Raw genomic sequence first — 18,151 nt, 5'->3', positions numbered from 1 at the left:
GTCACCGACGGGCCTGCCCCGCCAAGTATGCGTCGAGAAATTCCAGCGTTGCGGGGTTTGGCCTACTGACGTTCGCGGAGTAGCCGGGATGCTTCTGCAGGTACTTCTTGATGTACGGGCAGACGGGCACGATCGTGAGCCCCGCGGCTACGGTCTCGTCGAGGGCCTGCGCCGCCAGGCGCCCGGCTAAGCCCTGGCCCTCGAATCCGTCGTTGATGACCGTGTGATAAAAGATCCGCTGGCTCTCGGCGTCGCGATCCACGTAGGCAGCGCGCCCGATGACCGTGTCTCCATCGAGCACTTCGAAGCGGTTTCGATCAGGATTGTGGCGGACGGTGATCGGGCTCATTGCTCTCGTTTCCCTGTGGGTGGCGACGCCGGCATCGGCGCCGCCGCAGTTTTCACGGACGGTGATGGGTAGTGCTTCTGAGAACAGCTTAACCACCGGCGCCCGGCCCGCGGAGACGGCAGAATGGAATCATGCCGACAGCCGAATCCCCCGTCTCCATCGCCACCGGCGATATCGCGGTCTCCGCCGTCTACGCGCGGCCCACCAGCACCTTCGCCACCCTCGTGGTCGCGCACGGTGCCGGTACCGGCATGGACCATCCCTTCCTTAGCGGCTTCACGCGAGCCCTGAACGAGGAGTCCGTCGCCACCCTCCGCTTCAACTTCCCTTACCGCGAGGCCGGGAAGAAGTTTCCGGACAAGCCACCGGCCGCGATCGCGGCCTGGCGCGCTGCCATGGAGGAAGCTGCCGCCAGGTCGGCCGGCGAACCGGTATGGGCCGCCGGTAAATCGTTCGGTGGCCGCATGGCCTCGATGGCCGTTGCGGATGGAATGGCGGCCGCGGGCCTCGTCTATCTCGGTTACCCGCTCCATCCGCCGGGCAAGCCGGAGAAAATCCGCGACGAGCACCTTTATGGACTAACCCTGCCGATGCTCTTCCTGCAGGGGACCCGGGATGCTTTCGCGACCCCGGCACTGCTGGAGGCAGTGGTGGCCCGCATCGGGCCAGCGGCAACGCTGGAGTGGTGCGAGGGCGGCGGCCACACCTTCGACGTCGCCGGCCACAAGCGCCCTCCGGAGGAAGTCGGCGCATCGCTGGCGGGTGCCGTCGCGGCGTTTCTGAAGGTCCGCGGCTAGATCCACCCGGTCCGGCGCAGGGGCGGTTCGGCGCCGCCGGCGCGCTGCACCAGAACTTGGTTGACCCCCGTCAGTCCGGACTCGAATCCCAGGGCGGACGCCGCCATGTACAGCCGCCACACCCGTGCCCGTCCCGCCCCCACGGTTGCCACAACCTCCGTCCAGCGCTCCTCCAGGTTCTGAACCCAGGCCCGGAGCGTCAGTGCGTAGTGGCGGCGCAGTGCCTCCACGTCGAGGACCTCGAAGCCCCCCGCTTCCAGTGCGCTGAGCGTGTCGCCAAGGCTAAGCATCTCGCCGTCGGGGAAGACGTAGCGGGGTATGAATGAGTCCGGATCCGGGTCAGTGGGTCCGGCATTCCAGGAGATGGCGTGGTTCAGCAGCCGGCCACCGGGGCGGAGAAGGGAATGGAGCCGTGAGACGTAGTGAGGCATTTGTTCGCGGCCGACATGCTCCGACATGCCGATGGAGCTGATGGCATCGAACGGGCCGACCTCGATGTCGCGGTAGTCCTGCACCCTGATGTCGACCCGATCGGTCAGGCCGGCATCGGCCACGCGCTTGCCCGCCAGCGCCGCCTGTTCCGTGGAGAGGGTGACACCCACGACGTCGGCTCCGTAGTGCCGGGCGGCATGAATCGCAAAGCTGCCCCAGCCGCAGCCGACATCCAGCACCCGCATACCCTGCTCCAGACCCAGCTTGCGGCACACCAAATCAAGCTTGGCTTCCTGTGCAGCCTCCAGCGCCGTGTCCTCGTCGTTCCAGACCGCGCACGAGTACACCATCGAGGGGCCCAGGACGAGGGCGTAGAAGTCGTTGCCGACGTCGTAGTGATGCGAGATGGCGGCAGCGTCGCGCTTCTTGGAGTGACGCCGGCCGCTGCGGACAACCTTCGCTTCCTCCGGCGGCGGCGACGGGTTCGGCCCGAGCGCACCGAGCCGGATGGCAGTCCCGAGAAGCGTGCCCACCTCGCGGACGGTGGGCCGGCGGAACGGACCGGGCTCCGCGAACTTACCGGCCGAGCTCAACGCAGCGAAGCTCGCAAAGACGTCGCCGGGAGCATCGATCTCACCGGAGACGTATGCCCGGCTGAGGCCCAACTGGCCAGGTGACCACAGGATCCGGCGCAGCGCCCGCCGTGACCTGAACACGATCAGCGGCGCCCCTGCCGGACCCGACTCCGAGCCGTCCCAGGCCTGCAGCCGCAGCGGGATTTCCGGCGTGCCAAGGACAATGGCCAGCGCTTCGGCGAGCCGTGATGCTGCATTCGTTGGTGTACCCATGCCCCAACCTCTCTTCCGGTGCCTTCCGTGGCCCTAATCTATGTCCAGGTCACCCATTCGGAAAGGGGCCGGACGGCCCTGGATCCTCCTCCGGCCGGGCTGACACCGCTGGTGTGTGCGCTGGGGTTTGCCGTACGCGGGGTGCTCAGATCGTTGCGCCAGTGACCATACCGGGTCCGCCGTCGGCCCTTCCGCCCGCCCGACACCGATCAGGACCGGCCGTTGAAGACGTCGTTCCCGAAGCTGTTCAGCCCCGCTGCCCCGGCATATCCGAGCCGCGGCAGCGAAAAGATGTCCTCAACGCTGGCCTGGAGACTGAAATGGTTGTACAGCCGGTCCGACGTCGTGCCGCCTTTGATGAAGGGTGAGAGCACGAGTGCGCCGACGCGGCCGCCGGCCGTGCCGCCCGGTATCCCTGATGGACCGCCGGAGCTGTCTTCGGCTTCATCGAAGGTGATGACGAGCATCCCGTCCTTCTTGAACGCCGGTGATTCCAGAATCCGCGGAATCTGCTCGCCCAGCCACGCGTCCGCGCTGACCAGCCCGCCGGTGCTTCCATCGACGCAGGGATTATCGTGGCCGTCGTGACACAGATTTGGTGTGATGTAGGACAGCGCCGGGGTGGTCTCGACGGATCGCAGGTCCGCCGCGAGCTCGCTGAAGTCGACGACGTTCGCCCGGCAATCCGGGGAGGAGGTGACCTCCTCAAAGTACACAAACGGGTTGTGACGGGTGGCGTACTGGTCGCCGACCTTCGCCTTCTGATCGTTGTCCCTGGCGCCGAGTTCGGGGTGCCGGCACGGAGTCTTCATGTCCTCCATGTAGCCTTTCCAGCTCTTTCCCGCGGAGCGGAGCTGTCCCGCTACCGTCGGCACCGATGCCGGATAGACGCAGCCGGTGCCCTTAACCTGGCCCGGAGATGCTTCCCCGGTCTGCGTGAGGGGCCCGTAGGTCGGGCAATCGTCCCGGGTCATGGCATTTGAGCCCTGTCCGGAAATCTGGGCGAGGTAGTTCGGGTTGGAATGGTGGGCGATGCCGTAGTACTGGGAGAGCAGCACACCCTGGGCGCGAAGGGTTGTGGACAAGTACGGGGCCGCGGAGCCGGCATCCCAGATCTTGTCGTAGCCCTTGTTCTCAAGATTGATGATGAACACGTGCCCGGGAGTCCCGGCGCGTTGGCCCGCCGTCGGCGCTGGCGTCGGCGTCGGCATCGGCGTGCAGGCCGCCGCTGTCACGGCAAGAATCACTGCCAAAATCAGCAAGGATGCGCTCGCCGGGGCCTTGGCGCCCGGAGGTGTTGTGGCGTTCCGGCTCATTGCTTCCGGCTTTCTGCTGGACCGGGCCGGCGGACAACCGGCCCACTGCTGGAACTCTCGCACTTGCGGCTCAGCGATGACCCCAAATTCGCTGAAGGAACGCTGTGAGGTCAACCCTCGGTGCCGGATGGCGCAGCCGTCCCGCCGTTAGTCCTTGGCTCGGGCCCGGCTGGGCTGGACCCTGGACGGTTCGCCGGGCATCTTCGGGAAGTCCGGCGGGAACGGAAGTTCGCCCAGTCCGGCGGCTACGTCCTTCTCCCACCATTTGAGGAGGACATCGATGGTTCCCGGTTTTGCATGCATGTCTGCCCAGGGATCCCCCGTGGTCTTCAGCCGCTCGGGGACGCTGAGGATGGTGAAGTCCTTCGGATCGGCGTTCCCGAGTTCCTCCCATCCGATCGGGCAGGAGACGGTGGCGCCGGGGAGGGCACGCGGGCTGTAGGCGCCCGCGATGGTGCGGTCCCGGTTCGCCTGGTTGAAGTCGACGAAGATCCGGCGGCCGCGCTCCTCCTTCCACCATGCAGTGGTGACCTTTTCGGGCATGCGCCGCTCCAGTTCGCGGGCCGCCCCGATCACGGCATGCCGGACTTCCAGAAACTCCCGGGTGGGCTCGACCGGGGCGTAGACGTGCAGCCCGCGGTTCCCGGAGGTCTTGATGAACGCCTCCAGCCCGGCTTCGGCCAGCACCGAGCGCAGTTCCTGGGCCGCCGGGATGGCGTCCTCGAAACCGGTTCCGGGCTGCGGGTCAAGATCGATCCGGAGTTGATCCGGGTTGTCCGGATTGCCCGCCCTGGATGCCCAGGGATGGAACACGACGGTGTTCATCTGCACGGCCCAGACCGCGGCCGCAACGTCGTCGAACACGATCTGCGGGTGGGAGCGTGCGCTGGGGTACTTCACCATGACCGAGCGGACGAAGTCCGGTGCGCCCTTGGGCGGATTCTTCGAGAAGAACTGTTCGCCGTCGATGTTGCCGCCGAACCGCTGGAGGGTCACCGGGCGGTCGCCGTTGGCCGCCAGGAACGCGTCCCCGACATCAACCATGTATTGGGCGAGGTCCAGTTTGGTCAGGCCGAGCTCCGGCCAAACGACCCTGGACGGGCTCGACAGCCGCACCTCGCGCGGGCCGTGCGGGCTGTTGACGGTGAGTGTGGTTTCTTCCCTGGCCATGGGGACAAGCTACCCCGCAGATGTCGCAAATGGATAGCCCGCCCCCACGGCACAGTGTGGCGCTAATCTTCCTTCGGGCCGGTCAGGACTCGAGAACCAGCAGCTGGGCTTTGTCCTCGTCCCAGCCCACCCACAGCTCCGCATCCGGTTGCAGTCCGGCGCCCCGTTCGGAGCTCAATTCCCGCAGCTGGAGTTCATGGCCGCCGGCCGTGAGCCGGTGGCGCACCGTGGCGCCCAGGTTCGTGGAGGACACCAGTGTCGCGGCGCAGCCGTTGCCTGCCGCGGCCTGCGTGCTGAATTTGAGGTGCTCCGGACGGATGGAAACGGCATAGTTCCCGCCGTCGGCTCCGCGGTCCCGGACCCTGGCCAGGCCGAGGCCACCGAGATCCACGACAGCGTGGTCCCCGTTTCGCTCGACGATGCTGCAGGGAATGAGGTTCGTATCACCGAGGAAACTGGCCACCCAGTCGGTCAGCGGGTGGTTGTAGACCTCCTCCGGCGGCCCGGACTGGATTATCTTCCCGTCCCGCATCACCACTATCCGGTCCGACATGGCCATGGCCTCGTCCTGGTCGTGCGTCACGAACAGCACGGAGATGCCCAGGCTCTTCTGCAAGGCCTTGATCTCCTCCTGCATCTGCTCGCGGAGACGCTTGTCCAAGGCAGCCATGGGCTCATCCAGCAGCAGGGCTGCCGGGTTGAAAACCAGCGCCCGGGCCAGCGCCACCCGTTGTTGCTGGCCGCCGGAGAGCTGGCGGGGCTTGCGGCCGCCCATCTTGCCGAGGCCCACACGTTCCAGTGCGGCGGCAGCCCGCTGCTGGCGTTCGGCGCGCGGAACCTTCCGCATGCGGAGGGCGAATTCCACGTTTTCAAGGGCGCTCATATGCGGGAACAGTGCGTAGTTCTGGAACACCACACCGAGATTCCGTTCCCGGGGCGGCAGTGAATCCACCGGCTTGCCGTCGATCAGGACGGAACCGGCGGTGTGTTCCTCGAACCCTGCCACCATCATCATGGTGGTGGTCTTGCCGGAGCCGCTGGGGCCCAGCAGGGTGACGAACTCGCCGGGACGGACCGTCAGGTCCAGCTGGTCCACGGCAATGACCTCGCCGTAGGTCTTGCTGACCTGGCGGAGCTCAATGGCGCCTTGCGCGGCGCTGCCGGACCGCGGAACTGGTCCGGCGGAAATTACTGATGCGGTCATCGACTTTCCTTTACGTTTGTGCGGACACGGCCAGGGGCAGCATCCGGGCTGTGGATCGGCGCTTGAGGACAAACACGACCTGGAGAAGGAGCCCTATGGTTGCCACGCTGACCAGCAGGGCGGACGACACAGCGATCTTGGGCGTCAGGTTGAACTGGATGTCCGTGAACATCTTGACCGGCAATGTGGTTGCACTCGGGGACTGCATGAACAGGGACATCACCGTCTCGTCGATGGAGACCGAGAAGGCGAAGAGCGCCCCGGAGATGAGGCCGGGCAGGATGACGGGCAGATACACATGCCGGAACACGGACAGCGCGCCGGCGCCCAGGCTCTGCGCGGACCTGACCAGCGCGGGGTTCAGCCCGGCGAGGCTTGCCCGCGTCGTCAGATACACGTACGGAGTTGCGATCACAGCGTGCGCCAGACCGATGGGGACAATGCTGCCGACCATGCCGAGCGAGATGAAGAACTGGTAGAACGCCAGCGCCAGCACCACGGTCGGCACGATCATCGGTGCCAGGATCAGGCCCACGACGGCGGGCTGCCCGGGGAACTTGCGCCCGTGCAGTCCGATCGCCGCGGTGGCGCCGAGCAGCACGCCGATGAAAACGGCAATCCCGGCCGACTGGAGGCTGGCCGTCAGGGCGGACGTCCAGGCCCGGTCCGCGAAGAACCCCGCCACGGCGGCGAAGGAAATGCCCTCCGGCGGGAACGTGATGTAGCGGCTGTCGTTCAGGGCCACCGGCACCACGATCGCCGTCGGAACCACCAGGAAAAGGAAGACCGGTATGGAGAGGAGCGCCAGAAGGCGGCGCTGCGGATCAATTGTCTTCATGTTGCCCTCCTGCCTTGAGTACCCGCTGGTAGATGGCCACCAGGACGCTGACCAGAACGGTCAGGATCACGGCCAGTGCGGCGGCTCCGGAGAAGTCCGTCAACTGGCGGGCGTAATAGTCGATTTGATTGGCGATCATCATGTCCCCCGGGCCGCCCATGACCACCGGGGTGATGAAGAAGCCCGTGCTGATGATGAACACGAGCAAACCCGCCGCGGAGACACCGGGCATGCTCAGCGGCAGGGTGATCCGCCGGAAGACGGACCCTTCCCGCGCGCCGAGCGAGCGGGCCGCCAGCCCGAGCCGGTCGTCAATGGACGTCAGCGACGAGAAGATCGGGAACACCGCATAGGGCAGGAGGCAGTGGACCATGCCCACAATCACCGCGAACCGGTTGTGCAGCAGCGGGATCGGCGCGCCAGTCAGCCCGATGCCCTGCAGGAAGGCGTTGACGATGCCGTTGTCCTGCAGCAGCACCGCCCAGGCAAAGTTCTTCACCAGGATGCCTGTCCAGAAAGGCAGCAGGACGACGGCGAACAGGATCACCCGGGCGACATTCCCCGCACGCCACAGCACCAGGGCAATGATGTATCCCAGCACGACGGTCACAATGGTGCTGGCCAGGCTGATGGTGAGGGTGTTTCCGAGTGCCCGCAGCACCAGGGGGTCCGCCAACACCCGCTGGTACGCGTTGTCGGCGAAGCTGGCGCCCACCAGTTTGCCCAGCGGGGTCAGGAACAGGAGAAGATCGAAGGCCAGGATCGGGGCAAGCAGCAGCCACCATCCGCTCCGCCTCCGCCGCGGTGTCCCTCCCGCCGGCCCGGTGGTACCTCGGTCTTCCGGCCGGGACCGTTGCAGGGTTGCGGTACTCATATCAGCTGGCCTGCCACAGCTTGAACTGCTGTTCGGTCTTCTTCAGGTTCTCAGACCACCACTTGTCGTCGCGGACCAGGATCTTGTCGGCCAGCATGGGGCTCGTGGGGAGGGTGTCGGCAATCTCCTTGGGCAGCTTGGACAGGGCCGGCGTGTTGGCCAGCGTCAGGTTGGTGACCTTGTCGAAGGCGGCGCCGGCCTCCGCGTCGTTGGACATGAAGTTCATCAGCTTGAAGGCGGCTTCCTTGTTCTTGGCGCCCTTCGGCACCACGAAGTAGTCCCCCGCGAGTACCGCGTTCTCGGCGGAAAAGTTCAGCTTTGCGCCGTCATTGCGGGCCGCGTTGATCCGGTTGTTGAAGCTGGTGGAGAGTGAGACCTCGCCGGAAGTGAGCTGCTGGATCGGCTCCTGGTTAGCTGCGTGGTAGAGCAGGCGGTCCTTGCCCGGGTGGTGTCCCAGCACCCGAAGGGCGCGGTCGACGTCGAGGGGGTAGATCTTGTCGAACGGAACGCCGTCGGCCAGGAGAGCAGCTTCGAGCACGGAACTGTCCGAAAGCTGGTTGTACACGGAACGCTTGGTGTTGTACTTGTCCTGGTCGAAGAACTGGGCCCAGTCCTTGGGCGCCTGTCCGTCAGGGATGACTTTCTGGTCCCACGCCATCACGAACAGGAAGCTCAGGTATTTGATGCCGTACTCGGCCTTCGCGTACCCGGGCAAACCCTTGTCGCTGATGATGTCGTAGTCGAACGGTTCCAGCAGGCCCTCGGCCACGGCCGTCTCGTACTCCGGGGCCGTGATTTCCACGAGGTCCCACTGCACGTCGCCGGACTGAACCTGGGCTTTGAGGGCCGCAAGGCTGGTGTTGGCCAGCAACGTGGTCTGGATACCCGACTGCTTGGAGAACGGGTCCAGGATTGTCTGGGTCAGCTGGTCGTTGTAAGAACCGCCGTACGAGGTAACGGTCACGGTCTTGTTGGCTGGAGCACTGTCAGCCGGCTTGGCGCTGCAGCCGGAGAGAGCCAGGCCCGCAAAGGGGGTCAGGGCTGCGGCTTTGAGGAGTTGCCGGCGGTCAAACGGAGTGGAACGGAAATCTGTCACTGAAGAAGATGCCTCTCATTGGCGCCGGCGCGCCACGGCGCGCCAAAAAGAGGCTTGCCGGGGGTTGCGGGCTGGTGCGGGTCCTGCGGGAGCGTCGGAAATCTGGACTGCTGCGGTTCGCGCACCGTCCACCCACCTCGTTGTGGGATTTCCGAATCCGCTGTCCGGCGGCTTTTCGGTTCGGCAACTCTAACTGTGAAGTTGATCACGAGTCAACGGTTGTTTTGCTTTAAGAAACAAAACATACGTTTTTGGGCGGATCCCCCCGCGAAACGGCTACGGTGGCACGACATCCGGGCGGACACGCGCGACGAATAACTATCATGAGCAAGACAGAGAAACAGAACCTGCGCTATGTCGACTACTACTGCTTCATGACGCTGGCAGAATTCACGGCCTGGGTTCAGGAGGATGGCGACGACGAACCGCACACGACGTGGTCACACCGTCAGTAGGCGTTTCCTCCCGGGCGTGCCGCAGGGCGGAACCCGCAGCGTCGCGGCGACGAACGCCGTCGGGGTGTCCAGGGCAGTGGCGGCCCTGGGAACGCGCGTCGTCAGCCTTTCAGCAGGTCCGCGTGGTGCTCCGCGACGACGTTAGGGTGGGCCCGCAGCCGATAGCGCAGGGCGTTGTCCCCGTAGGTTTCCAGGATCGGGCTATTGGTCGGGTCCACCGAGAGGCCGCGGGCCTTGGCCTGGAATTCCGGGGCCACCGCCAGTCGCGGCATGGTCGCATCCAACGCCGGGTTGTAGAAAAAGGGTAGGGAGATCCGGTCCGAGCCGCGCAGCGGCGAGATCACGCGGTGCAGGGTGGCCTTGAGGTAGCCGTTCGTTGCCAGCTCCAGCATTTCACCGATGTTCACCACGAAGGTTCCCGGCACCTGCGGGGCGTCGATCCAGCGGCCTTCGTGTTCGACCTGCAGTCCGCCCTTGCCGGGCTCCACCAGCAGCAGCGTCAGCACGCCGCCGTCGCGGTGGGAGCCCACTCCCTGCTTGGGCTCCGGGTCGGACTCCCCCGGGTACCGCACGATCTTGAGCAAGGGAAACGCCCGCGCGGCAAAGGCCGCGTCGAACGTGTCCTCGGGAGCCCCGAGAGACACGGCCACGGCCCGCAGGAGAGTGAGCGAAATCGTACTCAGCCGCTCCGTCCACTCCGAAACGATCTCCCGCATCTCGGGCAGCGCGTCCGGCCACAGGTTGGGTCCCTCAAGTCGCCAGTAATCCGCCACGCCAGGACCGGGCTGCACGGCCCCGCGTTCGACGCCGATGTCGATCTGCTCGCGCCAGTCGACAGCGCCGTCCGTCAATTCGCCGCCGACCCGGGTGTAGCCCCGGAACTGGGAACTAAAGACGTTTTCGACTGCGAGCTTCTGCTCCTCGGGAAGTTCAAAGAACCTTCGCGACACTTCAAGGATCGCGTCCGTCAGTTCCTGTGGGACGCCGTGCCCCGCCAGATAAAAGAACCCGACGTCGTGCATCACCTCGCGCAGCTCATTCCGGAACCGGGCTGCTTCTTCAGCACCGGCATTCAATCGGGAAAAGTCGAGGACAGGCAAGGATTCGAGCGGCAAGGTCAATAGTCCTTTTCGTTGAACTTAGCAAGCTGGTGCCCGCTATTGCCTCAATGTTACGGACCGGGCGGTCCGCGTGGACACCTCCGTGTCGAAATGCGTCATCCGGCGCCGCAACTCACTCGTTGTGGCCTTGATCTCCGCTCATTTGGTCCTCGGCGGGGGGCGTCTCGCCCGGCGGGACACCACCCCCGGGCTCAAGGCCCGTGATGTTGCCGTTGAGCGGATCGGGATTGGCGGAATCGGCCTGGTCCTGGGCGCCGTCGGCCCCGTCCGCTGTTGCGGGAGCGGCGGGGCCGTCCGCCTCGTCCGCAGCGTCGCGGGCCTCGGGCCGGTCCGGGTTCGCTGGGTCGTTTTCAGGGTGGTAGCTGCTCATTCGTGGGACCTCCGTAATTCGGGAACGCAGAACTATTAGCTTCTCTGGACTATTTGTAAGCATGCTGATAATTCTGTAACAGTCAAGGCCTGAAAGTCCGGGTGTCCGTGCCGGAGTGGCCGAGCGAGCGATTCCGGGAGACCCAACATGACTGAAGTTCCAGACGAAGACCAGAACAGGCGAGACGAAGACGAGGCCGCCAGAGACTCACTGGCCGGGGATCTCGCGGCTGAGATCGAGCCCGACCTTGAACAACCCGAGGACGCCGAACGCGCCCGCGAAGCAGGCACCGGAGACTAGCTGCACTGGCCCTGGCTGTATCGGGCCGCGCAGGCCGGCGGACTTTGAAGGAGGAAGGCATGGTTGACCGGATCGCCAACATCTGGGGAACACGAACTCCGTATGCGAGGGACGGGCTCTGGCCGGTCCGCGTTGACCAGGCCCTTGCTGACGGCGTCACCGAGGACAGTGTTGAGCGCTGGGTGCAGTCGGCTTGTGTCCTCTGCAGCAATGGTTGCGCCTGTGATATCGGCGTCCGGGACGGTGCCATGGTGGGCATCCGCGGGCGCGCCGGTGATCTGGTCAACCACGGCCGCCTCGGTCCGAAAGGGCTCTTCGCCAGCTGGCAGGGGGTGTCCCACAAGGACCGGCTGACGCGGCCCTTGATCCGCGAAGCCGGGGAACTCGTCGAGTGCGACTGGGACACGGCGATGAACCGGATCGCGGTCCGCAGCAAAGAGCTGCTCCGGGCCAAGGGACCGCTCAGCCACGGCTTTTATACGAGCGGCCAGCTTTTCCTGGAGGAGTACTACGCCCTCGCCGTGATCGGAAAGGCCGGCGTCGGGACACCCCATATGGATGGAAACACCAGATTGTGCACGGCGACGGCGGCAGCGGCGATGAAGGAATCGTTTGGTGCCGACGGTCAACCGGGCTCCTACACTGACATCGACAGTTGCGATGCCATCTTCCTCTACGGCCACAACATGGCGGAGACGCAGACGGTGCTCTGGTCCAGGGTGCTGGACCGCATCGATGGCCCGGATCGCCCCAAAATCGTCTGCATCGATCCCCGCGCCACGGACGTTGCCCTCCGCGCGGACGTCCACCTCGCGGTGCGCCCCGGCACGAACCTGGCCCTTCTGAACGCCCTGATCCGCGAGGTCCTCGCCAACGGCTGGCACCTGCCGGAGTACGTGAACCAGCACACCCTGGGCCTGGACGAGCTGAGGGCCACCGTTGAGCCGTGGACGCCCGAAGCGGCCGCTGCGGTCTGCGACGTCGGCGCCGCCGATATTCGGGAAGCCGCGCGCATCTTCGGCACGTCAGGACGGGTGCTTTCTACGGTCCTGCAGGGCTTCTATCAGTCCTCGCAGGCGACCGCCGCGTCGTGCCAGGTTAACAACCTGCACCTCCTGCGCGGCATGCTGGGCCGGCCGGGGTGCGGGATCCTGCAGATGAACGGCCAACCGACGGCCCAGAACAACCGGGAATGCGGGGCCGACGGCGATCTGCCGGGGTTCCGCAACTGGGAAAACCCGGACCATGTCGCCGAACTGGCCCGGCTTTGGAACGTGGATCCAATCACCATCCCGGACTGGGCCCCGCCCACCCACGCCATGCAGATCTTCCGCTACGCGGAACAGGGCTCCATCAAGTTCCTGTGGATCTCCGCGACCAACCCGGCCGTGTCCATGCCCGAACTGCCGCGGATCCGCGAGATCCTCGCCAAACCGGAGCTCTTTCTGGTGGTTCAGGACCTTTATCTCACGGAAACCGCCCGCCTCGCCGACGTCGTACTCCCGGCTGCCGGCTGGGGCGAAAAGACCGGAACTTTCACAAACGCCAGCCGCACGGTCCACCTCTCGGACCAGGCTGTCAAGCCGCCCGGCGAGGCGCGCAGTGACCTCGACATATTCCTTGACTACGCCCGGAGGATGGAGTTCACCACGCTGGAAGGTGATCCGTTGCTCCGATGGGCCGGACCGGAGGATGCGTTCGCGGCGTGGCAGGAGTGCTCCCGGGGCCGGCCGTGCGACTACACGGGGATCAGCTACGACAGGCTTCGCGGTGGCAGCGGCATCCAGTGGCCCTGCAATGCGGAGAACCCGGATGGCAGGATCCGGCTCTACGAGGACGGGCAGTTCCCCACCGACCCCGATTACTGCGAAAGCTACGGCCACGACCTGCTCACCGGAGCCACGGTCGGCGCACAGGCCTTCCGGGCACGTGCCCCCCGGGGCCGCGCCATCCTCAAGGCCGCCGACTACCACCCTCCGCACGAGGAACCCGACGGGCAATTCCCATTCCGCTTCACCACGGGACGGACTGCCTACCATTTCCACACCCGCACCAAGACCGGCAGGTCCCGCCCCCTTTCGGCGGCCGCCCCCACGGCCTGGGTCGAACTGGCCGCGGATGACGCGGACAGGCTCGGAATCCGCGAGGGAGACCTGGTCCGAGTGGCCTCGCGCCGCGGCCGGCTCGAGGTGCCGGCGAGGGTCGGCGATGTACGCACGGGAACGGTATTCGCTCCCTTTCACTACGGCTATTGGGACGCCGGCGGGGGCCCGGGCGAGCACCCGACGGCGGCCAACGAACTGACCCAGACGGAGTGGGACCCAGTCTCGAAACAGCCCGTCTTCAAGAACGCGGCCGTGGCGGTCGAGAAAATCGCCAATGCGGCGGGGCCGGCGCCGGCGCCGACAACGACGGCGTCGCGCCCGGCGAAGGTGCCGGGCTCGGGCCAGGTACCTACCACCGTGGGCGGGCCCGGTTCGAGCACCTCGGAGACCCTCGAGCCGGCTCCGCCGCCACAATTCCCTCAAGCTATCCGGCCAGGAACGGAGTCCCTGCGATGAACCTGGACATTTACCTGGGCATGCTCCATCAAGCCGAACAAACCCTCGCGGAGTCCTACCGGCAGGTCGCGGCCGGTCACGGATCGGAACCGGACGTCCACTTCCTCTGCCTGACCCTGGCGGGGCAGTGCGACCGGCACCGGGAGCTCCTCTGGCCGGTGGTGCAGCGGTACGGTGAAGCCGCCTCGGACAACGAACCGGCGCGGCTCCACGCGGAGGGTCTGGCCAGCACGCGGAGCGGCCCGGTCGGGCTGCTGCGTGACCTGCAGGATCTGTACCTGCTGGCCTGTCTGGTCGATGTCACGTGGGCCATGATCAAGCAGGCCGGATCCGCCCTCCACGATCAAGAGCTGCTGGCCGTGGTAGCGGAATGCGACGCCGAGACCGCCGTCCAGCTTCGCTGGTTGCAGACCCGGATGAAGCAGGCAGCGCCGCAGGCCCTCGTCGCCGCACGTTGACCTCGGTTGAACCCGCTTCGGAGGAGCTCCGAGGGCCAAACCAGCGGGCCCGCGCAGCTGGACGCAGGCCTGCCGGCATCATCCCTCGCGGGGTGCGGCGCCCTCGCCGCTGCGGATGCGTTCCACCACGGCGGTGGTGGACAGCTCGGCCACGTAATCCAGAATCGCCACGCGTCCGCCGTAGCTTTCCACGGCACTGGTCTCGGCCAGCATCTCCGGGCTGTAGTCACCGCCCTTGGCGTAGATCTCGGGCCTGAGTTGGTCAATCAGCGGAATGGGAGTGGCGGTGTCGAACACCGTGACGTAGTCCACGCAACTGAGCGCGGCGATCACGGCCGCACGGTCTGCCACGGTGTTGATGGGCCGGTCCGGTCCCTTGATCAGCCGGACGGAATCATCGCTGTTCAGTGCCACGACCAGGATGTCCCCCAACTGCTTCGCCTGGTTCAGATAGCGGGTGTGGCCGCGGTGGAGCACATCGAAACAACCGTTGGTGAGGACGATGACCTGCCCCTCCGCACGATGGCGGGTGAGATGCTGGGCGAGCTCCCCCGCCTCGACGGCGGTGTCGGCGAAGCTTTCCAGGTACCGGCTGAGGTCAGCGGTGCTGCAGACCGAGGTGCCGGGCCGGTGGACGGCAATGTCGGCCGCTGCCTGTGCCAGATCCACGCTGGTCGTCAGCGGCAAAGAGGCGGCCCGGGCCAACGTCAGCGCCGCCACGAAAGTGTCCCCCGCCCCCGACGCCTGCTTCTCCGCCACGGGTTTCGCCCAGGTCCGGTGGACCTCACCGACGGCGGGCAGCAGCACTGTGCCGTCCCGGTCCAGGGTGACCACCACGGCGGCGGCGCCGGTGGCTTCGAGCAGTGCCGCCCGGTGCTCTCCGAGGATGGCCGGTCGCGACGGGCCCGGGGGTAACTGGAGGCCCAGCATTCCCGCTGCCTCCTGGGCATTTGGGGTGGCGAGGTCGGGCCGCAGTGGCGCCCAGGTCCGGGGTTCATGGGCATCGATGACGGTGAGCTGCGACGCCGGGCGCGCCTGCAGCAATTCGAGCAGGGCGCTGCGGACGGGGCCGGTCAGGGCTCCGGCCCCGTAGTCGCACAGCACTACCGCGTCCTGCTCCCGAAGCACTCCGGGAAGGCACTGCGCGACGGCCACCAGCGCCTCCTCTGGAAGTGCCGGGGCGGCCTCATCAAAACGCAGCAGCAGTTGCCCGGCACTGCTGATACGGGTCTTGGTGGTGGTGGGAACGCCCGGCACCCGGTGGATATTTTTGGTATCCACCCCAGCAGCCTGTAACTGGTGTATCAGTTCGGAACCGCCGTCATCGCACCCCACGATGCCGATAAGGCTTACCCGGGCCCCCATTGCGGCCAGGTTCATGGCCGTGTTGGCTGCACCGCCCGGGGCGAAGCTGCGCCGGCGGATGTCCACGACGGGGGCGGGCCCTTCCCGGCACAGCCGATCGATGGTGCCGGTCCACCAGCCATCCAGCATCACGTCGCCGACGACAACAATCGACGGTGCCACCGCGGCGAGCTCCCCGGGAAGCCAGTCCTCAAGTCCGCGCTGCTCGGTCAACGACCCGCGGTTGCCGGCGGGTTCCCGGCGGGCCGGGCTCACGGCTGCCGGTCCCCGGGGGGCGGCGCAATATGCACCACCTTGACCCTGGTGAATTCATCGAGAAGTTCGGGGCCGTAGCCGAACCCGCTGCCGCTGTCTCCACGGGGCTGCGCCGACCCTCCGGGGGCACCTCCGAAGACCTCATTGACCTTGACCGTGCCGACTGGAAGCGCCGCGATTGCCCGCTGGGCGTGGGCGATCCTGCCCGTGAGGACGGTGGCAGCCAGTCCGTAGCGGCCTGCGGCGGCGAGCCGGAGCCCGTCGTCGAAGCTGTCCACCACTTGGACCGGCGCCACGGGACCGAACGTTTCCTCGGCCATGACGCGCATCCCAGCCGTGCAATCGAGCAGCACAGTCGCCGGATAGAAGGAACCAGGACCGTCCGGCAGCGTTCCTCCCTCTACGGCCCGCGCCCCATCCTGCAGGGCTTGGGCGACCTGGCGGTGAACGGCGTCGCGAAGCTCGCGGTCCACCAGGGGCGCCAGCCCTCCGTCCTGGTTTCGGCGCCGGGCTTCCTCTTCGAGTGCGGCGCAGAAGGGCGCCGCGATGGCGCGGTGCACGTAGATCCGCTCCACGGACGTGCAGATCTGGCCGCTGTTGCTGAAGGCCCCCACGGCTGCCTGCCCGGCCGCCCAGGCGGGGTCGACGTCGTCGTCCACTAACAGCGGATCGTTGCCGCCGTTTTCCCGGATCACGTGAGCACCGCTAAGCAGGGAGCTCCGCGCGACGCTGGCTCCGGCGGCGCTGGACCCGACGTGCGCCACCGTTGAGACTCCGGCCTGTTCGGTCAGCTGAATACCCACTGGGGCGCCGCCGGTGAGCGTGAGGAGGACATCCGGCGGAAATGCCGGCGACAGGACTTTGCCAAGCAGAATGCCAAGATGCGGGCAGCGTTCACTGGGTTTATGCACCACGGTGTTGCCGGTTACCAATGCCGCGCCGATCAGGCCACACGCCACGGCCACGGGGTCGTTCCAGGGGGTCAGCAGGACGGCGACACCCCGGGACTCGGCAATGGTGAAGTCCGCGGCCAAGGGGTCGCCCCTCAGGCTATGCCCGCGGTGGACCGGCCCAAGCTCCGCATACTGTTCTAAGGTAGCGACGCCGGCGGCTATCCCGGCCGCTGCCTCGGCCACCGGACGGCCGGTTTCCCGGCTGTTTAGGTCAGCGAGCTCCGCTGAGGCCGCAGCCAGCGCCCGGGCCGCGTCCCGCAGGCAGCTTCCCCGGGCCGCCGGAGCGGTCGCGGACCACCCCGGGTGCGCGGCGCGGGCGGCGTTGACCGCACGCCGGATGGCGAGCGGCCGGGCGACCGCAAGGCTGCCTACGGGCTCACCGTTGCGCGGATCGCTGATGGTGAGCAGCTCCGGAGAGCTGCTGCGTGCGTGCTGGACGATCGCGGACATGGGACTCCTTTCCTCGGGTGGCCCGGAAATCCGGCGCGGCCGGTTGCCTGCGCGGCAGCCGGCGGTTTCGGGCAGTTCATATGACCGTTCCGTACCCCGGAGCCAGCGTTTTTACACGCTGCGCTGCTAGCCGTTGTCCGTCCGGGGATCCTTACGGCCATGAGCCCTCCTCCGCGTGGCAGATGAGCAGTTCGCGGACTTCACAGCCCGGCGGCTGGGACAGCGCGAACAGCACCGCCCGCGCCACATTGGCGGGATCGTTCAGCCTGGAATCATCCTGTGGCTTGTATTGCTCCGCCCGGTCGTCGAAGAACCGGGTCTTCATTCCGCCGGGAATCAGGGTGGTCACGCCGATCTCGCCACCGCTTTCCGCGGCCAGCGCCTGGCTGAAGCCCACGACGCCGAATTTGGACGCGCAGTAGGCGGAAGCCTCCGGGAGCGCCCGCTTGCCCAGCGTTGAGGCCACCGTGACCACCCGGCCATGGGATGCCTTCAGGTAGGGCAGCGCCGCGCGCACCACCGATACGGTGCCGAACAGGTTGACCAAGATGACCTGTTCCCAGTCCTCCGGCCGGACATCCTCCAGCCGGCCGCAGCGGTCGATCCCCGCGGCCGTCACCACCGCGTCGAGGCCGCCCAGCATCCCGGCCGCCTGCTGCACCGCCGCGGTCACGGCAACCCGGTCCGCCACGTCCACTTCGATGGCTTTCACCGCGGACACCTCCCGGAGGTCGCGGTCCAGCACCACCGGAGTACCCCCGGCCTGCAGCACGGCGTCGACGACGGCGGCGCCTAATCCGGAGGCGCCGCCGGTGACAAGGACCCGGCCGGGGAAAAGCGTGTCGTGGGTCATGGTGTTCCTCTCAGTGCGTCATCTGTGGTCGGCGTTGTGGTCGGTGTCGTCTGTGGTCTCTGTGGTGGACTCTGCGTCCGGCGTGC

General features: G+C 66.8%; 18 protein-coding genes. 5 read left to right on the top strand and 13 right to left on the bottom strand.

The features are described 5' to 3' along the window. Position 1 precedes the first annotated feature (1 nt). On the bottom strand, positions 2 to 349 hold the full coding sequence (locus OM977_RS09300) for a GNAT family N-acetyltransferase (RefSeq protein WP_264357196.1): 348 nt from the start codon (positions 347 to 349) through the stop codon (positions 2 to 4). Positions 350 to 480: 131 nt separating this feature from the next. Between OM977_RS09300 and OM977_RS09295 the strand changes: the two genes are divergently transcribed. Then, entirely contained in the window at positions 481 to 1,146 is a 666-nt protein-coding gene (locus OM977_RS09295; RefSeq protein WP_264357195.1) for an alpha/beta hydrolase family protein, read from the top strand. Here OM977_RS09295 and OM977_RS09290 read toward each other — a convergent pair. The 7 genes from OM977_RS09290 to OM977_RS09260 form a co-directional block, all read right to left on the bottom strand. Continuing rightward, positions 1,143 to 2,426, bottom strand: a complete 1,284-nt coding sequence (locus tag OM977_RS09290) for an SAM-dependent methyltransferase (RefSeq protein WP_264357194.1) — start codon at positions 2,424 to 2,426, stop codon at positions 1,143 to 1,145. The genes OM977_RS09295 and OM977_RS09290 overlap by 4 nt on opposite strands. A 209-nt stretch (positions 2,427 to 2,635) precedes the next feature. Then, the gene (locus OM977_RS09285) at positions 2,636 to 3,742 is read right to left on the bottom strand and encodes an alkaline phosphatase family protein (RefSeq protein ID WP_264357193.1); all 1,107 of its coding nucleotides are present in this window, start codon (positions 3,740 to 3,742) and stop codon (positions 2,636 to 2,638) included. Positions 3,743 to 3,889: 147 nt separating this feature from the next. Then, positions 3,890 to 4,912: a non-homologous end-joining DNA ligase gene (gene ligD, locus OM977_RS09280; protein WP_264357192.1), complete on the bottom strand. Its 1,023-nt coding sequence runs from the start codon at positions 4,910 to 4,912 to the stop codon at positions 3,890 to 3,892. An 82-nt stretch (positions 4,913 to 4,994) separates the two neighbouring features. Next, positions 4,995 to 6,116: an ABC transporter ATP-binding protein gene (locus tag OM977_RS09275; RefSeq protein WP_264357191.1), complete on the bottom strand. Its 1,122-nt coding sequence runs from the start codon at positions 6,114 to 6,116 to the stop codon at positions 4,995 to 4,997. Positions 6,117 to 6,126: 10 nt separating this feature from the next. Beyond that, complete coding sequence (locus OM977_RS09270; RefSeq protein ID WP_264357190.1) at positions 6,127 to 6,954, bottom strand: ABC transporter permease; 828 nt, start codon at positions 6,952 to 6,954, stop codon at positions 6,127 to 6,129. Continuing rightward, on the bottom strand, positions 6,941 to 7,828 hold the full coding sequence (locus OM977_RS09265) for an ABC transporter permease (RefSeq protein WP_264357189.1): 888 nt from the start codon (positions 7,826 to 7,828) through the stop codon (positions 6,941 to 6,943). The genes OM977_RS09270 and OM977_RS09265 overlap by 14 nt, the downstream gene beginning before the upstream one ends. 1 nt (position 7,829) lies before the next feature. Continuing rightward, the gene (locus tag OM977_RS09260) at positions 7,830 to 8,924 is read right to left on the bottom strand and encodes an extracellular solute-binding protein (RefSeq protein WP_264357188.1); all 1,095 of its coding nucleotides are present in this window, start codon (positions 8,922 to 8,924) and stop codon (positions 7,830 to 7,832) included. A 323-nt stretch (positions 8,925 to 9,247) separates the two neighbouring features. Between OM977_RS09260 and OM977_RS09255 the strand changes: the two genes are divergently transcribed. Then, on the top strand, positions 9,248 to 9,379 hold the full coding sequence (locus OM977_RS09255; protein ID WP_264357187.1) for a hypothetical protein: 132 nt from the start codon (positions 9,248 to 9,250) through the stop codon (positions 9,377 to 9,379). A 101-nt stretch (positions 9,380 to 9,480) separates the two neighbouring features. Here OM977_RS09255 and OM977_RS09250 read toward each other — a convergent pair whose 3' ends face one another. Then, positions 9,481 to 10,494 (bottom strand): isopenicillin N synthase family dioxygenase, encoded by a 1,014-nt coding sequence (locus OM977_RS09250; RefSeq protein WP_264357186.1) that lies wholly within the window; start codon positions 10,492 to 10,494, stop codon positions 9,481 to 9,483. A 118-nt stretch (positions 10,495 to 10,612) separates the two neighbouring features. Next, positions 10,613 to 10,870: a DUF6480 family protein gene (locus tag OM977_RS09245; protein WP_264357185.1), complete on the bottom strand. Its 258-nt coding sequence runs from the start codon at positions 10,868 to 10,870 to the stop codon at positions 10,613 to 10,615. A gap of 147 nt (positions 10,871 to 11,017) precedes the next feature. Between OM977_RS09245 and OM977_RS09240 the strand changes: the two genes are divergently transcribed. From OM977_RS09240 to OM977_RS09230, 3 genes are read left to right on the top strand one after another with little or no spacing between them, the layout of a single operon-like run. After that, a complete protein-coding gene (locus OM977_RS09240; RefSeq protein ID WP_264357184.1) occupies positions 11,018 to 11,170 on the top strand; it encodes a hypothetical protein in 153 nt (50 codons plus the stop codon). Positions 11,171 to 11,229: 59 nt separating this feature from the next. Next, positions 11,230 to 13,731, top strand: a complete 2,502-nt coding sequence (locus tag OM977_RS09235) for a molybdopterin oxidoreductase family protein (protein ID WP_264357183.1) — start codon at positions 11,230 to 11,232, stop codon at positions 13,729 to 13,731. Continuing rightward, positions 13,728 to 14,189, top strand: a complete 462-nt coding sequence (locus OM977_RS09230; protein WP_264357182.1) for a hypothetical protein — start codon at positions 13,728 to 13,730, stop codon at positions 14,187 to 14,189. The genes OM977_RS09235 and OM977_RS09230 overlap by 4 nt, the downstream gene beginning before the upstream one ends. Positions 14,190 to 14,267: 78 nt before the next feature. Here OM977_RS09230 and rfaE2 read toward each other — a convergent pair whose 3' ends face one another. From rfaE2 to OM977_RS09215, 3 genes are all read right to left on the bottom strand, one after another. After that, positions 14,268 to 15,809, bottom strand: coding sequence for a D-glycero-beta-D-manno-heptose 1-phosphate adenylyltransferase (rfaE2, locus tag OM977_RS09225; RefSeq protein ID WP_264357181.1), 1,542 nt, complete (start codon positions 15,807 to 15,809; stop codon positions 14,268 to 14,270). Then, positions 15,806 to 17,212: an aldehyde dehydrogenase family protein gene (locus OM977_RS09220; protein ID WP_264357180.1), complete on the bottom strand. Its 1,407-nt coding sequence runs from the start codon at positions 17,210 to 17,212 to the stop codon at positions 15,806 to 15,808. Before OM977_RS09220 ends, rfaE2 begins: the two co-directional genes overlap by 4 nt. Before the next feature lie 151 nt (positions 17,213 to 17,363). Further along, positions 17,364 to 18,065 carry an SDR family oxidoreductase gene (locus OM977_RS09215; protein WP_264357179.1) on the bottom strand — a complete coding sequence of 234 codons (702 nt, stop codon included), beginning with the start codon at positions 18,063 to 18,065 and terminating at the stop codon, positions 17,364 to 17,366. Positions 18,066 to 18,151: the final 86 nt, after the last annotated feature.

Origin of the sequence: Pseudarthrobacter sp. MM222, assembly GCF_947090775.1 — a bacterium.
GTDB lineage: Bacteria > Actinomycetota > Actinomycetes > Actinomycetales > Micrococcaceae > Arthrobacter.
This window is presented reverse-complemented; position numbering and strand designations above follow the sequence as displayed.

Bases quoted from the DNA above. Each gene is read 5' to 3' on its own strand.
- OM977_RS09235 (WP_264357183.1), top strand. From the start codon at position 11,230: ATGGTTGACCGGATCGCCAACATCTGGGGAACACGAACTCCGTATGCG.
- OM977_RS09215 (WP_264357179.1), bottom strand. From the start codon at position 18,065: ATGACCCACGACACGCTTTTCCCCGGCCGGGTCCTTGTCACCGGCGGC.
- OM977_RS09220 (WP_264357180.1), bottom strand. From the start codon at position 17,212: ATGTCCGCGATCGTCCAGCACGCACGCAGCAGCTCTCCGGAGCTGCTC.
- ligD (WP_264357192.1), bottom strand. From the start codon at position 4,912: ATGGCCAGGGAAGAAACCACACTCACCGTCAACAGCCCGCACGGCCCG.
- OM977_RS09270 (WP_264357190.1), bottom strand. From the start codon at position 6,954: ATGAAGACAATTGATCCGCAGCGCCGCCTTCTGGCGCTCCTCTCCATA.
- OM977_RS09290 (WP_264357194.1), bottom strand. From the start codon at position 2,426: ATGGGTACACCAACGAATGCAGCATCACGGCTCGCCGAAGCGCTGGCC.
- OM977_RS09255 (WP_264357187.1), top strand. From the start codon at position 9,248: ATGAGCAAGACAGAGAAACAGAACCTGCGCTATGTCGACTACTACTGC.
- OM977_RS09300 (WP_264357196.1), bottom strand. From the start codon at position 349: ATGAGCCCGATCACCGTCCGCCACAATCCTGATCGAAACCGCTTCGAA.
- OM977_RS09230 (WP_264357182.1), top strand. From the start codon at position 13,728: ATGAACCTGGACATTTACCTGGGCATGCTCCATCAAGCCGAACAAACC.
- OM977_RS09295 (WP_264357195.1), top strand. From the start codon at position 481: ATGCCGACAGCCGAATCCCCCGTCTCCATCGCCACCGGCGATATCGCG.
- OM977_RS09265 (WP_264357189.1), bottom strand. From the start codon at position 7,828: ATGAGTACCGCAACCCTGCAACGGTCCCGGCCGGAAGACCGAGGTACC.
- OM977_RS09275 (WP_264357191.1), bottom strand. From the start codon at position 6,116: ATGACCGCATCAGTAATTTCCGCCGGACCAGTTCCGCGGTCCGGCAGC.
- OM977_RS09285 (WP_264357193.1), bottom strand. From the start codon at position 3,742: ATGAGCCGGAACGCCACAACACCTCCGGGCGCCAAGGCCCCGGCGAGC.
- OM977_RS09245 (WP_264357185.1), bottom strand. From the start codon at position 10,870: ATGAGCAGCTACCACCCTGAAAACGACCCAGCGAACCCGGACCGGCCC.
- OM977_RS09240 (WP_264357184.1), top strand. From the start codon at position 11,018: ATGACTGAAGTTCCAGACGAAGACCAGAACAGGCGAGACGAAGACGAG.